This window comes from Sediminibacillus dalangtanensis, assembly GCF_017792025.1.
GTDB lineage: Bacteria > Bacillota > Bacilli > Bacillales > Amphibacillaceae > Sediminibacillus > Sediminibacillus dalangtanensis.
In genome coordinates this window covers 2,721,659-2,737,992 of the sequence record NZ_CP046956.1, presented here as the reverse complement: position 1 = coordinate 2,737,992, position 16,334 = coordinate 2,721,659, and the positions used below count along the sequence as shown (strand labels likewise).

Annotated in this window: 17 protein-coding genes and 2 riboswitches; of the genes, 12 read left to right on the top strand and 5 right to left on the bottom strand. The window is 42.4% G+C overall.

Annotated elements, in window-relative coordinates:
- Positions 1 to 41: 41 nt before the first annotated feature.
- The 7 genes from ERJ70_RS13760 (at position 42) to ERJ70_RS13730 (ending at position 7,405) form a co-directional block, all read left to right on the top strand.
- Positions 42 to 287 carry a glutaredoxin domain-containing protein gene (locus ERJ70_RS13760; RefSeq protein ID WP_209365395.1) on the top strand — a complete coding sequence of 82 codons (246 nt, stop codon included), beginning with the start codon at positions 42 to 44 and terminating at the stop codon, positions 285 to 287.
- A 514-nt stretch (positions 288 to 801) separates the two neighbouring features.
- Positions 802 to 1,752: an ABC transporter permease gene (locus ERJ70_RS13755; RefSeq protein ID WP_209365394.1), complete on the top strand. Its 951-nt coding sequence runs from the start codon at positions 802 to 804 to the stop codon at positions 1,750 to 1,752.
- 28 nt (positions 1,753 to 1,780) lie between these two features.
- Complete coding sequence (locus ERJ70_RS13750; protein WP_374099817.1) at positions 1,781 to 2,695, top strand: iron chelate uptake ABC transporter family permease subunit; 915 nt, start codon at positions 1,781 to 1,783, stop codon at positions 2,693 to 2,695.
- Positions 2,689 to 3,447 carry an iron ABC transporter ATP-binding protein gene (locus ERJ70_RS13745; RefSeq protein WP_209365392.1) on the top strand — a complete coding sequence of 253 codons (759 nt, stop codon included), beginning with the start codon at positions 2,689 to 2,691 and terminating at the stop codon, positions 3,445 to 3,447. The genes ERJ70_RS13750 and ERJ70_RS13745 overlap by 7 nt, the downstream gene beginning before the upstream one ends.
- Before the next feature lie 200 nt (positions 3,448 to 3,647).
- On the top strand, positions 3,648 to 4,604 hold the full coding sequence (locus ERJ70_RS13740) for a siderophore ABC transporter substrate-binding protein (protein ID WP_209365391.1): 957 nt from the start codon (positions 3,648 to 3,650) through the stop codon (positions 4,602 to 4,604).
- A 337-nt stretch (positions 4,605 to 4,941) separates the two neighbouring features.
- Positions 4,942 to 5,027, top strand: a riboswitch (cyclic di-GMP riboswitch).
- 51 nt (positions 5,028 to 5,078) lie between these two features.
- Positions 5,079 to 5,585: a chemotaxis protein CheX gene (locus ERJ70_RS13735; RefSeq protein ID WP_209365390.1), complete on the top strand. Its 507-nt coding sequence runs from the start codon at positions 5,079 to 5,081 to the stop codon at positions 5,583 to 5,585.
- 125 nt (positions 5,586 to 5,710) lie between these two features.
- Positions 5,711 to 7,405 carry a methyl-accepting chemotaxis protein gene (locus tag ERJ70_RS13730; RefSeq protein WP_209365389.1) on the top strand — a complete coding sequence of 565 codons (1,695 nt, stop codon included), beginning with the start codon at positions 5,711 to 5,713 and terminating at the stop codon, positions 7,403 to 7,405.
- A 188-nt stretch (positions 7,406 to 7,593) separates the two neighbouring features.
- Here the strand turns inward: ERJ70_RS13730 and ERJ70_RS13725 are convergent, their stop codons facing one another.
- Complete coding sequence (locus ERJ70_RS13725; protein WP_209365388.1) at positions 7,594 to 8,229, bottom strand: YczE/YyaS/YitT family protein; 636 nt, start codon at positions 8,227 to 8,229, stop codon at positions 7,594 to 7,596.
- 196 nt (positions 8,230 to 8,425) lie between these two features.
- Here ERJ70_RS13725 and ERJ70_RS13720 point away from each other — a divergent pair, with 196 nt between their 5' ends.
- Complete coding sequence (locus tag ERJ70_RS13720; RefSeq protein ID WP_209365387.1) at positions 8,426 to 9,592, top strand: acyl-CoA dehydrogenase family protein; 1,167 nt, start codon at positions 8,426 to 8,428, stop codon at positions 9,590 to 9,592.
- Positions 9,593 to 9,630: 38 nt separating this feature from the next.
- On the opposite strand, the gene ERJ70_RS13715 is transcribed toward ERJ70_RS13720, so the two are convergent.
- The gene (locus ERJ70_RS13715) at positions 9,631 to 9,999 is read right to left on the bottom strand and encodes a fluoride efflux transporter FluC (RefSeq protein WP_209365386.1); all 369 of its coding nucleotides are present in this window, start codon (positions 9,997 to 9,999) and stop codon (positions 9,631 to 9,633) included.
- Positions 9,996 to 10,373 carry a fluoride efflux transporter CrcB gene (gene crcB / locus ERJ70_RS13710; protein ID WP_209365385.1) on the bottom strand — a complete coding sequence of 126 codons (378 nt, stop codon included), beginning with the start codon at positions 10,371 to 10,373 and terminating at the stop codon, positions 9,996 to 9,998. Before crcB ends, ERJ70_RS13715 begins: the two co-directional genes overlap by 4 nt.
- A 49-nt stretch (positions 10,374 to 10,422) precedes the next feature.
- A riboswitch (Fluoride riboswitch) is annotated at positions 10,423 to 10,483 on the bottom strand.
- Positions 10,484 to 10,590: 107 nt separating this feature from the next.
- On the opposite strand from crcB, the gene ERJ70_RS13705 reads away from it, so the two are divergent.
- The gene (locus ERJ70_RS13705; protein ID WP_209365384.1) at positions 10,591 to 11,523 is read left to right on the top strand and encodes a M14 family metallopeptidase; all 933 of its coding nucleotides are present in this window, start codon (positions 10,591 to 10,593) and stop codon (positions 11,521 to 11,523) included.
- Positions 11,524 to 11,595: 72 nt separating this feature from the next.
- Here the strand turns inward: ERJ70_RS13705 and ERJ70_RS13700 are convergent, their stop codons facing one another.
- On the bottom strand, positions 11,596 to 12,072 hold the full coding sequence (locus ERJ70_RS13700) for a YndM family protein (protein ID WP_209365383.1): 477 nt from the start codon (positions 12,070 to 12,072) through the stop codon (positions 11,596 to 11,598).
- Positions 12,073 to 12,296: 224 nt separating this feature from the next.
- On the opposite strand from ERJ70_RS13700, the gene ERJ70_RS13695 reads away from it, so the two are divergent.
- Complete coding sequence (locus tag ERJ70_RS13695; RefSeq protein ID WP_374099730.1) at positions 12,297 to 13,808, top strand: SulP family inorganic anion transporter; 1,512 nt, start codon at positions 12,297 to 12,299, stop codon at positions 13,806 to 13,808.
- A 127-nt stretch (positions 13,809 to 13,935) separates the two neighbouring features.
- Complete coding sequence (locus ERJ70_RS13690; protein ID WP_209365382.1) at positions 13,936 to 14,355, top strand: universal stress protein; 420 nt, start codon at positions 13,936 to 13,938, stop codon at positions 14,353 to 14,355.
- Positions 14,356 to 14,422: 67 nt separating this feature from the next.
- On the opposite strand, the gene ERJ70_RS13685 is transcribed toward ERJ70_RS13690, so the two are convergent.
- On the bottom strand, positions 14,423 to 14,881 hold the full coding sequence (locus tag ERJ70_RS13685; RefSeq protein ID WP_209365381.1) for a GtrA family protein: 459 nt from the start codon (positions 14,879 to 14,881) through the stop codon (positions 14,423 to 14,425).
- Positions 14,882 to 15,074: 193 nt separating this feature from the next.
- Here ERJ70_RS13685 and ERJ70_RS13680 point away from each other — a divergent pair, with 193 nt between their 5' ends.
- On the top strand, positions 15,075 to 15,878 hold the full coding sequence (locus ERJ70_RS13680; RefSeq protein ID WP_209365380.1) for a VLRF1 family aeRF1-type release factor: 804 nt from the start codon (positions 15,075 to 15,077) through the stop codon (positions 15,876 to 15,878).
- The last annotated feature ends 456 nt before the right edge of the window (positions 15,879 to 16,334 follow it).

The following is a 16,334-nucleotide window of genomic DNA, read 5'->3' as shown; positions in this document are numbered from 1 at the left end:
TTTTGGGTATAGTAATAACAGAGAAAAGGAGGGATGACAAGATGGCGAAACAAGTGATCATTTATAGCCAAGAGACCTGCAGTCCTTGTCAAGCGGAAAAAGAGTGGCTGAAACATAACGGAATCGCATTTGAAGACAGAGATATTCGCAGTGATTCTCAATATATGAATGAAGTGATGGCCTTGGGGGCAAGTGCTACTCCGGTGACAGTTATCCAAGAAGACGATGAACAAGAAGTTGTCATGGGATTTGATAAAGAACGCTTGGCCGTATTGCTGGGAGTCTAGTATAGAAAGGCTGTTTTCGTAAAGATGGTGAGGTTTGGATAATGTGGAATTAGCACTCAACCTGCAAAGGATAGGAAGAGGCAGGAACAGGAACCGCAGGAGAGTTAGTTCACATTTTATATCCAATACTGTTAAAACTTCTGAGAAAAGAGCCTATAAAAAACCCCATACATCCTATTATCCGGCTGCATGATTTGCAGGCGGTTTTTTTATCGGTCTACACAAGGTATAGCTGTCAACGCTTTTGAATCGAGTCGGGTGGTCTATCGATCAAGAGAGCTGCAGGAAACAGACTCGATTTTTCTTTTCATGTAGGAAGGAACCATTCCAGTGATTCCTTAAAGAATCAGCATGGTTTCTTGCTTAATCCACCTAAAAAATCTGATATTTTTCGCTAGTCCGTTGACAGATGAAAATTACATGATAATATAAGGGTAGCTAATTGATAATGAATCTCATTATTGATTGGGTACCGAGTTTATTTTTGAGCAGACGGAAAGTGAAGGATTTATTTATGAAGTTACGTTATTTGGCACTGGCATTACTCGTATTATCTTTCGCGTCATTATTCATCGGAGTGACAAGCTTGTCACCTTCCGATATATTTCATCTCACAGGAGACCAGCTGGAGATTTTGTGGGTGAGCAGGATACCAAGGCTTATCAGTATATTGATTGCCGGAATGGGAATGAGCATATGCGGTTTGATTATGCAGCAGCTGAGCAGAAACAAATTTGTCTCTCCTACTACGGCTGGAACTATTGATTCGGCCAGGTTCGGCATTCTGATGTCGTTGATGCTGTTTTCTTCAGCAGGACCATTGCAAAAGATGATGGTTGCTTTTTTCTTTGCTTTGTTGGGAACCTTTATTTTTATGAAAATTCTCGACAAGGTAAAATTCAAAGATGCCATCTTCATTCCACTCGTTGGATTGATGTTCGGCAATATTGTCAGCTCGATCACTACTTTTTTTGCATATAAAGAGGATTTGATTCAAAACATGTCATCCTGGCTGCAAGGCAATTTCGCCTTGATTATGCAGGGGAGATACGAAATATTGTTTATCAGTATTCCATTGCTGGCTATTGCTTACCTTTACGCCAATCGCTTTACGATAGCCGGTATGGGCGAGGAGTTTTCAACCAACTTGGGGTTGAACCATAAACAAGTTGTCAATATCGGTTTGGTGATAGTCGCACTGGTAACTACGGTAGTCGTTCTGACTGTCGGAATGATTCCTTTTCTGGGTTTGATCATTCCGAATATCGTTACTATTTATCAGGGAGACCATCTGAAAAAAAGCCTTACTCATACTGCTTTACTAGGTGCCGTATTTGTTCTTGCCTGTGATGTGATCGGCAGGGTGATCATTTATCCCTATGAAATTGCCATCGGTGTCACCGTCGGCGTAATCGGCAGCGGGATTTTTCTATACCTGGTATTGAGGAGAAAAGCATATGAGTAATCGAACAAAACTAATCATCCTTACAGTGATGTCTGCTGTCCTGGTGCTCATCTTCCTGTTCGGAAGCGCAGGCAGCAATTGGGACTACATATTGCCAAGAAGGACAACGAAGATTTTGGCTATCGTGCTTACAGGCGGAGTAATCGCATTTTCAACTATCATTTTTCAAACCATCACCAACAATCGGATTCTCACTCCGAGCATTATCGGTTTGGATTCGCTCTACTTACTGATTCAAACGTTTATCATTTTTGTATTTGGATCTAATAGCATGATGGTTTTAAATAAAAATTTCAATTTCATTCTTTCTGTCGGCATGATGGTCTTGTTTGCCGGAGTGCTTTATAAGCTGCTTTTTAAACAGAGTGGCAAGAATATTTACTTTCTCCTTTTGGTCGGACTGATTTTTGGTACCTTTTTTGAGAGCCTGTCGACTTTCATGCAGGTTCTGATCGATCCAAATGAATTTATGATCGTCCAGAATAAAATGTTTGCCAGTTTCAACAATGTAAATACCGACTTGCTTACCATTTCATTTGTGCTGGTGTTGCTGATAGCGATTTATTTTTGGCGTTTTTCCAAGTATCTGGATGTGATGGCACTAGGAAAGGAACAGGCAATCAATTTGGGTGTTGATTACGATTATGTGGTCAAACGGATGCTGGTCATCATTGCAATTCTGGTGTCGATATCCACGGCACTGGTCGGCCCGATAACCTTTCTTGGCCTGTTGGTGGCAAATGTGGCCCACGAATTCTTGAAAACCTATCGCCATCGCTACCTGATTCTTGGGTCTGTTTTAATTAGCATTGTCGCCCTTGTCGGCGGACAGCTGATCGTTGAACGAGTGTTTAGCTTTTCCACGACCTTGAGTGTAATCGTCAATTTTGTCGGTGGTGTTTACTTTATCTATCTTTTATTAAAGGAGAGTAAAGCATGGTAGTTGTAAAAGAGGTTTCCAAGCAATATGGAATGAAAAATGTAGTGGATAATGTATCAATGAATATACCACGAGGAAAAATTACTTCTTTTATCGGTCCAAACGGGGCCGGTAAAAGCACCCTGTTGTCGATGGTCAGCCGTTTAATAGCGAAAGACCATGGTGAAATTTTGATAGATGGCCAGGAAGTGAGTGAAAGTAAAAACAAAGAGCTGGCCAAGAAAATATCGATTTTGCGTCAGTCCAACCATATAAGTATCCGGCTTACTGTAAAAGAACTGGTCAGCTTTGGCCGCTTCCCTTATTCCCAGGGAAAATTAAGCAAAGAAGACAAGCGATTCGTCGATGAAGCAATTGCCTATATGGAGTTACAGGACATTCAAGACAAATTCCTCGATCAGTTAAGTGGAGGACAGCAGCAGCGGGCATATATCGCCATGGTCATTGCACAGGATACAGAATATATTTTGCTCGACGAGCCGCTGAACAATCTTGATATGAAGCATTCCGTGCAAATCATGAAAGTCTTGCGCAGGCTGGTCAATGATCTTGGAAAAACGGTCATCCTCGTCATTCATGATGTAAACTTTGCTTCTGTTTATTCTGATTATATTGTGGCATTAAAAGACGGAAAGATTGTGAACAAGGGACCGACAAATGAGATTATTGACAAGGCGGTCTTGAAAGAAGTGTATGATATGGATATCGATATCCAGGATATCGATCAATGCAGGATTTGTTTGTATTTTTCTTAACACTGTGCATCAAATGACAGGATAGTATAGTGACTTTTCGGTAGCACTGCCAACTGCAGTCCTGAATGGCATTCTGACAGTGGGCCCCAAGTAATAACTGTTCCATGATGTCGAAAGGAAAGCAGGACGACAGTGCGAGGAAGACGAGCAATGCTTTATCCTGTCTATTAAAAACATATTTTAACAAGAGGTGAAAGGTTATGACAAAAAGATTAGCAGTGCTAATTTCCATTCTTATATTAGCTGTGTTTACAGCAGCATGCGGAAGTCAGGATTCATCCAGTGATGATGCTGCGGCTGCTTCAGATAACGGGGAACAGGAGACCGTTACGGTCGAGCATGAATTAGGCAAGACCGAGGTACCTGTCCATCCAGAAAAGGTAGTGGTATTTGACTTTGGATCACTCGATACATTGAAAAAACTTGATGTCGATGTAACAGCCGTACCAAAGGAAAATCTCCCTTCTTACCTAGCTGATTATGATAGTGAGGAGTATGAAAACGCCGGTACCCTTTTCGAACCGGATTTCGAAAAGTTAAGCGAGATCGATCCTGATCTAATCATCATTTCTGGCCGTACTGCCGAAGCATATGAGGATTTGAACGAGCTGGCACCTACCATCCATCTTGGTGTCGACACGACCAGGTATATGGATTCTTTTAAAGAAAACGCAACAGTACTGGGAGAAATTTTCGGTAAAGAGTCTGAAGTGGAAGAAGAACTGGCTACAATCGACGAGCAAATTTCCGACTTGAATGAAAAAGCTTCCGCAAGCGGGAAAAATAGTTTAATCATCCTTACCAACGATGGCAGCATCAATGCTTACGGTCCTGGTTCCCGTTTTGGCGTGATTCATGATGTATTTGGATTTCCGGCAGTTGATGAAAACATCGAAGCTTCCACACATGGACAAAATATATCTTTTGAATACTTAGTAGAAAAAGATCCGGACTATTTATTTGTCGTGGATCGGAATAAAGTAGTAGGCGGTGAATCCTCTGCCGAAAAAACATTGGATAACAAACTAGTACAAGATACAAAAGCATATAAAGAAGAGAATATTGTTTATCTGAATCCAGATTATTGGTACCTATCCGGCGGAGGATTGATTTCCGTGTCGGAAATGGTAAACGAAGTTGCTAGCAGTATGGAATAATCACATAAACACCGGACTTCCAAAAGGATTCCGGTGTTTTTTATTCGCTCTGTGATATTACCCTTTTCAGTTCCAACGATCCTAAATGAGCGGCAATTTTGATTACTATTATTCATTCCGTCGATGAGGTGAAACAGGAAGAGGAAAAAATCACATTCAATTTGTTTTACTGCCTCTGATTCAGCACTTGGGCTTTTTCATTAAGATGGGGAAATTACCACAACAATGGAAAGGATACAATTTATTTACTAATTACACAAAAATATGTTGAATTATGTCGAAAATATATTATAATGAATGCAAACCAACTAATACTTTATACTTAGTCAAAAAGAACGAACGAAAAGGGCAAACTCTTTGAAAAAAGGGGACGCAAAGCTTAGGGTCTAAAGCCTCCGAGGCTATGATCGCCTGGCTGCCGATATCTTTTCAACTAGTCTATGGCTATTCAGAGAACGGGAATAGCCACTTTTTATGACTATTTTTGTTAGAATATTCCGAAAATGGGGAGTGGTTATCATCGTAACAAGTGAAAAGAATCGAGTTGTAAAAGAATTATACAATGAAACATTAAAGTCTATTCAAGCTGTCATTCCGTTGGAAGCAGAAATAGGCAAAGCAAAAGTACTAAAAGAATCTTTGACGATTCCTTTCGGCGTAGTAATCGAGGTAACGGGAGATGTCGAAGGTACTTTGGTTTTGAAAGCCAACGATGGTTTATTTGGATCGATTGGTGAAGCAATGTTCGGCATGCCGCTGGAAGGAGAGATGCTCCACTCCTTTTCGGGTGAGCTCGGCAATATGATTGCCGGCAGCATGTCAACTGGTATTTATGAAAAGGGATTGGAAACAGACATTACTTCTCCTTTGGTTACTTCGGATGGGCATAAGGTACTTGGAAACTTTCATCAAGCCCTACAGGTCGAGTTGATCTTTGAAACCATTGGCAAGATGGAGATCGCTTTGTTGATCCATCCATAAAGCATGAAGAAGTCTTGCAGTTGGAAATATGGAAAAGAAAGGATTGATGCAGCGGGAAAATATGCTTACTAGTGCCGTGACTGTAAAACAGCTTTTGGCCTAATTCAAAGGGAGAAGGTGAAGCAATGAAACTATTTCAATTTAAACGGTTAAGAACAAAGATTTTGGCGGGCTTCTCAGTAGTTATTTTACTAGTAATCGGATTCGGACTTTATAATTATTTATCACAAGAGAAGGTAAACCAAGATACCGAGTCGATAGTCGCGGAACAGCTCCCTTTACTAATCGCAGATGAACGGGCTGCTTTCCATATTGCAGAAATGATTGCGTTGACTAGAGGATATGTGATCTATGGGGATCCGGACTATCTGGAACAATTTGATCGATATGCCGAAGAGCTTGAGCAGATGGAAAAAACGATTTTAGCTTTAAGCGATAATGAGCAAGTGAAACAATTGGTCGCCAAAGGGGACGAATGGGAAACGACGGTCCGGGAACAAGTATTTGCCGTATATAAGGACGGCGATGAAGACCAGGCGATTTCTAATTTATCCTTGCAGGTTAAACCGCTGGCTGGGGAATTGATGGAAGGTTTCAATGATATGGCTGTGCAAAGGGAAGCGGAAATCAAAACAGTCGGAGACGGTCTGGTTTCTTCAGGGAAAACAACACAGATTACCAGTGTAGCCATTTCCATCCTTGTTGCTGTGGTTGGTATCTTGATAGCAGTTATAACTGCGCGTATGATCACCAATCCCGTATCTCGGGTGATGAAACGGATGAAACTGGTTGCGGAAGGTGATTTGAGCCGTGAACCTCTGAAAGTTCATTCCCGGGATGAAGTCGGGCAGCTAGTAATAGCAGTCAACCAAATGAACGAAAATATGCGGGAATTGGTGACAGAAATCACCTCGGTTTCAACGACCGTTTCTGGACAAAGTGAAGAATTGAGTCAATCGGCAAATGAAGTAAAAGAAGGAAGCAACCAAGTGGCAGTCACGATGGAAGAGCTTTCTTCAGGCTCGGAATCGCAGGCTAATACCACGACAGATTTGGCTGCATCAATGGCCGGTTTCACGGATAAAATTAAGGAAGCGCATGAAAGCGGGAATACGATTCATGAGAAATCCGGAGGTGTCCTGAAGCTGACGGAGGAAGGCAGCCATAAGATGCATTCTTCCATTGCACAAATGAGCCAAATTGATACCATTGTCAAAAATGCCGTGGAAAAAGTAAAAGGATTGGACAACCAGTCAAAAGAAATATCAAAACTGGTTGGAGTCATAAAAGATATCGCGGAGCAAACCAATTTGCTTGCATTAAATGCCGCTATCGAGGCAGCGCGTGCAGGTGAGCAAGGAAAAGGCTTCGCAGTAGTGGCCGATGAAGTAAGAAAACTTGCTGAACAGGTATCTGCTTCGGTAACAGATATTACTGGTATCGTCACTAGCATACAAGCAGAATCCGGTTCTGTCGCCGAAGCCCTTCAAGGCGGATATCAAGAAGTGGAAAACGGGACAGCGCAAATCAAATCAACCGGACAAACATTTGACGGCATCAATCATTCCATAAATGAAATGGTCGACAGTGTCACGGTCATAACTGGAAACCTGAACAGTATCGTGGAAACAAGCGGGCAAATGAGCCAGTCAATTGAAGATATTGCTGCTGTTTCAGAAGAATCGGCAGCAGGCATCGAAGAAACTTCTGCTTCCATTCAGCAAACAAGCAGTTCGATGGAAGAAATCGCAGACAGGTCGACAGAACTCTCCAGGCTGGCTGATAATTTAAATGGATTGATTGGACGTTTTAAAGTGTAATGCAAAGACCCATTGTTTAAAAAAAGAACATCTGTTATACCAAATAGAATCTTTCGGTTTTTCAATCTGCTTTGCTAAAAGCATTGAAAAACAACAAGCGCAGCCCATAGTCAATTAAATGACAAATGGACTGCGCTTGTTTATTCAGCACGGATTTTTATCCAGATACCTCTGTGAGCTCTGTTTCTTCAGCAATGAGGGGCAGTATGTTTTCCCATACTTACCTTATGCTTTAGCGTTTTAATATAGGGGAGCAGAATGCTTATCAAAACGCCGCTGAATAGGGCATTAATCAAGGTGCCTGGACCAATTGCCCCGCTGCACAGAAAAGCTAAAAGAACCAGAATGATACTTATCAAAGCTCTTGAATAGGTGACGCTCCATCCGGTGATTTCCGTAATCACAATCATGGAGCGGTCCATAGGATTAGGTGCGATTCTTGATTGAAGATAGGTCGCCACTCCAACAGCCGTGAATAACAACCCTGCAGTGAAACAAACCGACTGTCCGACCAATTTTTCCGGCTCTATCCTGTCATTTAATAAAAATACCCAGCCATCAATACCTACACCGGTAATAAAGGAAGTAATCAAGGCACTAAATTCGGGACGGCTCTTTTTGGCTAAGGCATTTCCCACAATCATGGAAAAACCCACAACAATCTCCCAGGAGCCGATTGTCAGTCCGAAGGTGCGATACAATCCGACCAGCAAGGCATCGAATGGAGATGTTCCTAAGTGCGATTGAATGGTTAAACCAATCCCTAAGGTGAGAATGATCAGCCCTGCTAAATAAAAAGGACTTTCCTGTTTAAGCGTCTGCATAATTGGTCCTCCTCCTTTTTCCGGCTATCCTTGTTAACTATACCAAAGCTAAAGGCATGCTGAAAGCTGAAGGTTTGGTGATGTGGATTAATTTATGAGGATAAGAAACACAAGTAATCCAAGTTGAAAACTTGTCATTTAAGAAATTCCTTATGTAATATAGAAGAAGAAATGGAAATGAAGGACAGGAGTGATAATGGTGTCGTATTTCTTAAAGGCATTCGTTGAAAATCAACGACAGCAGGAGCTGCTGGAGACAGCTGACCGTTTGGCAGCAAAACTAAAACAAAGAACGGAAGAAACAGAACAGTCGGCTCAGTTTTCGCCGGAAAACCTACAGGATTTAAAAGAAGAAGGATATGTAACGCTTCCGCTTCCAGAAAAGTTTGGCGGAAAACAAATCAATTTGAGTGAATTGCTGATGATGCAGGAGAAATTGGCGGAAGGAGACGGATCTGCAGCGTTGTCCATTGGCTGGCATATGGGAGTGGTAATGGAACTCAGTGAACAACAGCTATGGCGACAGGATCAGTTTGAAGCTTTTGCCCGTGAACTCGGAGAAAAAAAGCTGGTTGTCAATCGAGCTGCATCCGAGCCGGCCACCGGAAGTCCCACTCGTGGGGGCATACCCGAAACAAAAGCAATCAGGCAGGATGATCATTACATTGTCAATGGAAGAAAAACGTTTACCACCATGGCCAGCGTACTCGACTACTATCTCGTAACTGCTTATGTAGAAGAAAAAGAAGCAGTCGGCTCTTTTTTAATCCCGCGTGGTACACCAGGAGTCGAGGTTGAACATACCTGGGACACCATGGCGATGCGGGGAACGGGCAGTGATGACCTGGTCCTCAAGGAGGTAAGGTTGCCTGAACAGGCTTTGGTTGAAGTGAATCAAGGAAAACCCTCCAAACCGAAGGGCTGGCTGCTTCACATCCCGGCATGTTATCTGGGGATCGCAGTGGCCGCACGCAACGATGCTGTCACCTTCGCTAAAAATTATCAGCCAAACAGCTTAAATACGCCCATTTCCGAAGTATCGCATATCAAGCAAAAAATCGGCGAGATGGATTTGAAATTATTACAAGCACATTATTTCATGTACGCGGTCGCACGCAAATGGGATGAATCACCTGAGTCGAGAGAACAGCTTGGTGCAGAGCTTGCAGCAGTCAAAACATCCGTAACCAATGCGTCCAATGAAGTAGTGGATTTGGCACTACGGATTGCTGGTGGCAGAGGTTTGTCGAAACAGTACAACTTTGAACGCTATTATCGCAATGTGAGAGCGGGACTTCATAATCCGCCAATGGATGATATGGTCATTCAAATGCTTGCCGGAAAAGCGTTGAAATCTGTTTAAAATAACAGCAGCCTGGCTGATCCGGGCTGCTGTTTGGTTTAATGGAACAACATACCGAGCTGATAGCCGACAAAAGCAAGAGCGATACCGCCTGCATAAGTAAAAATAGTATAGAAAATAAATGCTCTTTTTTGTTCGCGGAGGTGAAGTTGGACTGCTTCCAGCTTGAACGTGGAAAAAGTAGTGAAGGCACCGCAAAAGCCGGTTCCCGCCAGAAGAAGGATATATTCACCGACATGCAAACCGTTCAATAAACCGAGCAAAAAAGAACCAGCAACATTAACAAACACGGTCGCAGCCGGAATGGTAAATCGAAAGTTGCGTTTTACAAGTTGACTGATGGCAAAGCGGGCGATCGCACCAACAAACCCGCCAATTCCTACTAAGATAAATACTATTTCGCTCATCTCGATTCATCCCTCACTACCGTCTGATATCCCAGCTTGCTCATTGTAAGGCCGCCGATTATGCTGGTCAATACATATAGAATGGCGAGCAGCAGCCTTTCATCATGGAACAAATCAACTGTTTCGACACTTAATGTAGAAAAAGTGGTAAAAGAGCCGACAAACCCTGTGCCAATAGCCGATTGAACGGCGGTCGAAAGGTTTGCTTTAGTGAAAACAAATCCTGTCAGCCATGCTAGCAGAAAACTTCCCGCTAAATTGATGAGTAAAGTAGAAATTGGGAATGCGGCATCGGCCTGGTAAAAAGCCAGTCCGATTCCATACCGTAACATGGCACCAAGTGATCCAGCTATCCCGACAAAAAGATAAATCATGCAGATACCTCCAAAATTTTCCAATATAAAATGACTCCTGCCAGAGCATATACTGGCAGGAGTCATCAGCCTGTTGGCGGTTAAAGGTGAACCCCATCACCTATCGATCCATTTGTTAATATATATATAGTACCATTTTACTGATGGGATGCAAATCATTCCATGTTTGATCGCGCTCATTTTGTCAGAAACCAATGAATCGAGGAGAGACATTTCTATGACGCACTTGATTACAAATGATTTCCCCTATACTTTTGAGAAAATGGAAGCGGATATTCAAGAATTGAAAAGAGATTATCCGGACTTTTTTCAAGTTGAAATAATCGGCGAATCAGTAGAAGGCAGGCCCCTCTATGCTTTAAAAGTGGGAACAGGAAGGGCAAAAGTGCTTTTAAACGGATCGCATCATGCGAGGGAATGGCTGACCTCTTATTTGTTGATGCAAATGGCGGAGGCTTACACCCAGGCTTGGTCTAGTAAAGAAAACATCACCGGATTTGATGTCCGCGATCTCCTCAACAGGGCCTCCATTTGGTTTATTCCGATGGTCAATCCTGATGGCGTCAACCTTGTGCAAAAGGGGGCGGAAGCAACCCAGCAGCCAGATGCTGTTTTACGGTTCAACGATTACCGAACGGACTTTTCTGGGTGGAAGGCAAACATAAGAGGGGTAGATCTTAATCGACAGTATCCTGCAGGCTGGGAAACAATCAAACCATCTGCTGACAGTCCAGGTCCAATGAATTATAAAGGACCTCACCCATTAAGCGAACCGGAAGCAAAGGCTGTTTATCAATTCACAAAAAAGCATCGCTTCCATATCGCTGCTGCTTACCACTCATCAGGAGAAGAAATATATTGGAAGTACAAAATTGATGGAAATCTGCTGGCTATCAGCCATGAAATCGCCAAAAGGATAAGCGAAAAAACCAGTTACCGCCTTGTTGATCCAGGTCCCGATCCAAGCGGGGGCGGATACACAGATTGGTTTTTAACAGAGATGAAAAGACCGGCGTTCACCCCTGAAATTTCTCCATACATTGGCCCCCGGCCAGTTCCTGTCGAATATTATCCTGCGATATGGCTACAAAATCAGTCGATTGGACTGCTGCTTGCAGAAGAAGCCAGCAAACTTCTCACCAATCCATAGTTCCTTTATGTTCCCGCTTTAATCGGCCAGCCTGTCCAGTGAACTACCTGACAGACTGGCATGGACGGCCGGTTACTCATCCTTTTTTTCTTCTGTTTTGCCATCCTGCAATTCGATAATATCTTGCCCTTCACTTTCGTCTGCAAATTCTGTTTGCAGACGAGCAGTTGTTTGTCTATTTGCTTCCTCGTAATCCGGTTCATCATCCAGTACCCTGTTTTGCATGTACATATGGAAAATGACCTCAGCAGCTGCGATGAACAAGGCAGAAAACAGCGCTGCATTGACAACGGATACGTCGGTTCCGATAAAGAAGGCGCTCAATATCCAGACTGCGGCAAACGCTAGGCCGAAGTCTGCTATGGAGGCAGTCAGATTGCCGAAACGCGGCAGGATAAATAGATCTCCAAGCAAGTAGGCAACTCCGGTGACAAGCAGGGTGATGATAAAGATATCCCCGACAGTTGCTGTATAAAAAATGCCTAGAATCGAGTAAAGGACAATCCCGGTCACTGCGAATTTGATGACCAGTGCTCTTACATGTTCCATGGTATTCTCTCCTTTAAAGCTAAAATATACGTTCAAGCTTATTCTGTACGGAATGATAAAAATTATTGACAAAAGTTAAAAAAACCCCTCTTACAAACAATGCCGAAAAGATAAGAAAAAAAGAGAAAATAAAAGAGAAAAGACTATGACTTACGTTTACATCGGGTTTGTCTAATTAAAGCTGATGTGGTAAGATTCACTTTGTTTTGAGCGGAATTACTTTCATGAAGAAAGTTTTAAATAGAAAAGAAAGAGGTGTCGTGTTGAACCTAACTGCGATTAAACAGAGTTGGTTTGGCAATATCAAGGGAGACATATTAGCTGGGATGGTCGTAGCCTTGGCATTAATTCCGGAAGCAATTGCTTTTTCGATTATTGCCGGTGTCGACCCCATGGTCGGTTTATATGCTTCCTTTTGTATTGCTGTCGTTATTGCTTTTGTCGGCGGCAGACCGGGAATGATTTCCGCAGCAACAGGGGCGATGGCATTGGTCATGGTCACCTTGGTTGCTGAACATGGTTTGCAGTATTTATTGGCTGCTACGATATTGACTGGGATTATCCAGATTGTGATGGGAATATTCAAGCTTGCCAGGTTTATGAAATTTGTTCCTAGATCGGTGATGATCGGATTTGTAAATGCGCTGGCTATTTTGATTTTTACTTCTCAATTACAGCATTTTGTCGGCGAGTCTTGGCCGATGTATGCGATGGTGGCAGGAGCGTTGGCCATTATTTATATTCTTCCGCGCTTCACTAAAGCTGTACCTGCTCCTCTTATCGCTATCGTTGTCATTACCTTAATTGCGGTCTATACGGGAAGCGAAGTCCGGACCGTTGGAGATATGGGAGAGCTTACCCAAGCGCTTCCGTTATTTTTACTGCCGGATATCCCGTTCAATTTGGAAACATTGATGATTATCTTTCCTTATTCCCTTGCCCTGGCTGTAGTCGGATTGTTAGAATCTCTGTTGACTGCCCAAATCGTCGACGATATGACAGACACAGAAAGTGACAAAAATAAAGAAACAAAAGGACAGGGCATCGCGAATGTCGTTGCCGGTTTCTTTGGCGGTATGGCAGGCTGTGCCATGATCGGTCAATCGGTTATTAATGTGAAGTCGGGAGGCAATGGACGTTTATCTACCCTGACTGCCGGTGTTTTCCTCATGATTCTGATCATGGTATTCAATGATTTATTGGTACAAATTCCGATGGCTGCCCTAGTCGGTGTGATGATTATGGTTTCGATTGGTACTTTCGATTGGTCATCACTCCGTCATTTGCACTTGATGCCGAAAACGGACGCAGTTGTTATGGTTGTCACGGTGGGAGCTGTTGTGCTGACCCACAATTTATCAATCGGTGTACTGGTCGGCGTATTGTTGAGCGCCATCTTCTTCGCTGCCAAGATATCGAAGGTCCATGTCCACAGTCTACAGGTCGAAGCAGGACGTAAAAAGGTATATGTGGTGACAGGCCAATTGTTTTTTGCATCGGTCAATGAGTTTGTAGCTTCATTTGATTATAAAGAATCATGCGAGGAAATAGATATCGATTTGAAAGCAGCGCACCTATGGGACGATTCAGCTGTCGGCGCAATCGATAAAATTGTTTTAAAGTATCAGGATAATGGAATAAAAGTAAATGTTATAGGTTTGAATCACGAGAGTTCCATGTTGGTCGAGAAGCGCGCGGTATATAATAAACCCGACGCAAAAGCGGCCAACCATTGATAGATGCGGGCAGGATGCTGAATAAAAGCTCCTGTCCTTTTTCTTTTCGCCAGAGAAATTCATCTTTAACAGGAAAGAATGTTTGTTATAATGGGAAAAGGGAATCTGATTTTCTGGAGGACATGGAATGTTTAATAAAATATTATTAGCCTCAGATGGCTCTGAACATGCAATCAGAGCAGTAGAAAAAGCATTGCTTTTGGCGCAAAACAATTCAAACGCTTTCATTGAAGTGGTGTATGTAGTGGATAGGGACAAATCAAAGGCAGACGTTTTGCAAAATTGGAATGCAGCTGATATTGACGTTAAACGGAAAGAAAAGCTTGCATTTACGGAGCAAAAGTTAAAACATGCCGGAGTACGTTATCAGATCAACATTCTTCATGGAGATCCTGGTCCAAGCATTGTAAAATATGCGAATGAAAAAGCGTTTGATGTTTGTGTGATCGGCAGCCGCGGGTTGAATTCGTTGCAGGAAATGGTGTTGGGAAGTGTCAGTCACAAAGTGGCAAAACGGGCAAATTGTCCGGTTATGATTGTGAAGTAGTTAACTTAAAAAAGATAAGAGCAGATATAATGTGTACCCTTTGTAAAGGACATTTTAATATCCGTTCTTATCTTTTTTTCATGACTTTTTTTATTTTTTTCTTTCTGAAGACGATAAACTTCATCAAAAGAAAACTGGTAGAGAACGAAAGGAACATTGCTGCTCCTTTGGCGATATTGTGTACAAAAAAGCTTGATAGTGGCAGGGCGGAAAACTGGAATAGCAGCTTGCTCAACCCGATAAAAACAACGTTATTGATGACCCAGGCGACAATCGCCTGTAACGTAAATAATCCAATTTCCTTTGTACTAACCCGGGCATGATGACTGAAAGTATATTTTACATTCCATATATAGGAGTTCAATATCGCTAGAAAATAGGCGATTGTGTTCAAGATAAACAGCATGCGCGTTTCTTCTGTCGGCCATATCCACAACAGGAGGTTTAAGACGCCGATGTCGATCGCTGCGTTGGCAAGACCGATAAAACTGAATTGAAGTATCTGTGCTTTTACTTTTTTGGCCATATGATCCTTCTCTTTCTGGGGATTAGGTTATAAGTTTATCATGTTTCCAACTAAACGTAAAAATACACTGCCCTTCGTTTTCTCCCCTTTTATCATAACCGCTTGGAACACCGATCGAAACAGGTTTTAATTATTGCTTGAAGGGATACACACTTTATATAAATGGAAAACACTTCTAAAGGAGTGAGCCTTGATGAATTTCGATAATCAGCTGAAGTATTTGGAAAATGTTCAATTACAACGTCCTAACAGAGTGCTCTCCATGTATCTAAATACAGACCCTTCCGATCCAGAGCAACAAGGCGGAGAATGGAAAATTCATTTAAAAAACGGACTTAGCCATTTTGAAAGTTATTTGAAAGAAAGCGGAGACAAACAAGAGTTGGAAAATTTTCAAGCAGTCCGTGAAAAAGTGGAGCGCTTTGTGCAGGGGAATGAACAGGCACTAAAAAAAGGCATTGTTTTGTTCGCTTCTGCAGATGAGCAGGTATGGTTTGCTGAGCGATTACAGATGAGGATACAAACGGAGTTTCATTGGGAAGATGCTCCGGTTATCGATCAACTGAAAAAATTATGGAATACATTCCCAAAATCGGGTGTTATTCTTGTTCAACAGAACCAGGTAAAGGTGATTGAAGCTGAATTAGGCACGATTTTGGAAACGAAGCATTATGAATTGGATCTTGATACAGAGGACTGGCGGGAATATACTGCCGAACAAAAACGGCCGATGTCGATGGGAAAAGGCGGTAAGGATCCTAGCCGTGACAGCTTTAATGCGAGGGTGAATGCGAACCAGCAGCGGTGGTATAAAGGGTTGGCACCGAAGCTGGATAAACTCGCCAAAGACAATCAATGGGACCGCATCTATCTCGTAGGGGAGAAAGAAGAAGCAAAAGATATGGAATCCTATATGAACAAGGAAATATATCAAGTGGAAGGAAAGAATATGCTTGATCATGAAGAAATGAAAGTGATTGAAAAAGTCGTGGCATAATAGTTAGTAAAAAAAGTATATTTTTAATGATTAAGAAGAAATGGAAGCAATAATGAATAAACATCGTCTTTTCAGTTAAGGAGTCCCCCACCTGGTGAAAAGGCGATGTTTTTTTAGTGTATAGGAAATTATAAATTTAACTGTCTGTGGATCATTATTGGCTGAAACAGCCACGTCCAGCTCCAGCGCCTACCCCCTCGAGGTCTTAAGCCCACCCTCGGTGTGGGGTATTGCGCTGTGGAAACCCATTTCACTAGATAGTCTGCGTATGTCTAAAACAATGATAATTATATATTCCTTGTATGGGCTTTTGATTTCTTTTGGACTGCGATTACTTAGTCCTCAGAAGAAACAATAAGGGATGGCGATAATAATAATTACTGTGCATGCGAAAAGAGGAGGAAGAATAAAATGTGGCAGGGAGAGGATGTCGCAGCTTCAAATCACTGGAATAGG

What these genes read in the sequence shown, in the direction of transcription:
- ERJ70_RS13760 (WP_209365395.1), top strand. Translation starts at nt 42, where the DNA reads ATGGCGAAACAAGTGATCATTTATAGCCAAGAGACCTGCAGTCCTTGT.
- ERJ70_RS13755 (WP_209365394.1), top strand. Translation starts at nt 802, where the DNA reads ATGAAGTTACGTTATTTGGCACTGGCATTACTCGTATTATCTTTCGCG.
- ERJ70_RS13750 (WP_374099817.1), top strand. Translation starts at nt 1,781, where the DNA reads ATGTCTGCTGTCCTGGTGCTCATCTTCCTGTTCGGAAGCGCAGGCAGC.
- ERJ70_RS13745 (WP_209365392.1), top strand. Translation starts at nt 2,689, where the DNA reads ATGGTAGTTGTAAAAGAGGTTTCCAAGCAATATGGAATGAAAAATGTA.
- ERJ70_RS13740 (WP_209365391.1), top strand. Translation starts at nt 3,648, where the DNA reads ATGACAAAAAGATTAGCAGTGCTAATTTCCATTCTTATATTAGCTGTG.
- ERJ70_RS13735 (WP_209365390.1), top strand. Translation starts at nt 5,079, where the DNA reads ATGACTATTTTTGTTAGAATATTCCGAAAATGGGGAGTGGTTATCATC.
- ERJ70_RS13730 (WP_209365389.1), top strand. Translation starts at nt 5,711, where the DNA reads ATGAAACTATTTCAATTTAAACGGTTAAGAACAAAGATTTTGGCGGGC.
- ERJ70_RS13725 (WP_209365388.1), bottom strand. Translation starts at nt 8,229, where the DNA reads ATGCAGACGCTTAAACAGGAAAGTCCTTTTTATTTAGCAGGGCTGATC.
- ERJ70_RS13720 (WP_209365387.1), top strand. Translation starts at nt 8,426, where the DNA reads ATGGTGTCGTATTTCTTAAAGGCATTCGTTGAAAATCAACGACAGCAG.
- ERJ70_RS13715 (WP_209365386.1), bottom strand. Translation starts at nt 9,999, where the DNA reads ATGAGCGAAATAGTATTTATCTTAGTAGGAATTGGCGGGTTTGTTGGT.
- crcB (WP_209365385.1), bottom strand. Translation starts at nt 10,373, where the DNA reads ATGATTTATCTTTTTGTCGGGATAGCTGGATCACTTGGTGCCATGTTA.
- ERJ70_RS13705 (WP_209365384.1), top strand. Translation starts at nt 10,591, where the DNA reads ATGACGCACTTGATTACAAATGATTTCCCCTATACTTTTGAGAAAATG.
- ERJ70_RS13700 (WP_209365383.1), bottom strand. Translation starts at nt 12,072, where the DNA reads ATGGAACATGTAAGAGCACTGGTCATCAAATTCGCAGTGACCGGGATT.
- ERJ70_RS13695 (WP_374099730.1), top strand. Translation starts at nt 12,297, where the DNA reads ATGAAGAAAGTTTTAAATAGAAAAGAAAGAGGTGTCGTGTTGAACCTA.
- ERJ70_RS13690 (WP_209365382.1), top strand. Translation starts at nt 13,936, where the DNA reads ATGTTTAATAAAATATTATTAGCCTCAGATGGCTCTGAACATGCAATC.
- ERJ70_RS13685 (WP_209365381.1), bottom strand. Translation starts at nt 14,881, where the DNA reads ATGGCCAAAAAAGTAAAAGCACAGATACTTCAATTCAGTTTTATCGGT.
- ERJ70_RS13680 (WP_209365380.1), top strand. Translation starts at nt 15,075, where the DNA reads ATGAATTTCGATAATCAGCTGAAGTATTTGGAAAATGTTCAATTACAA.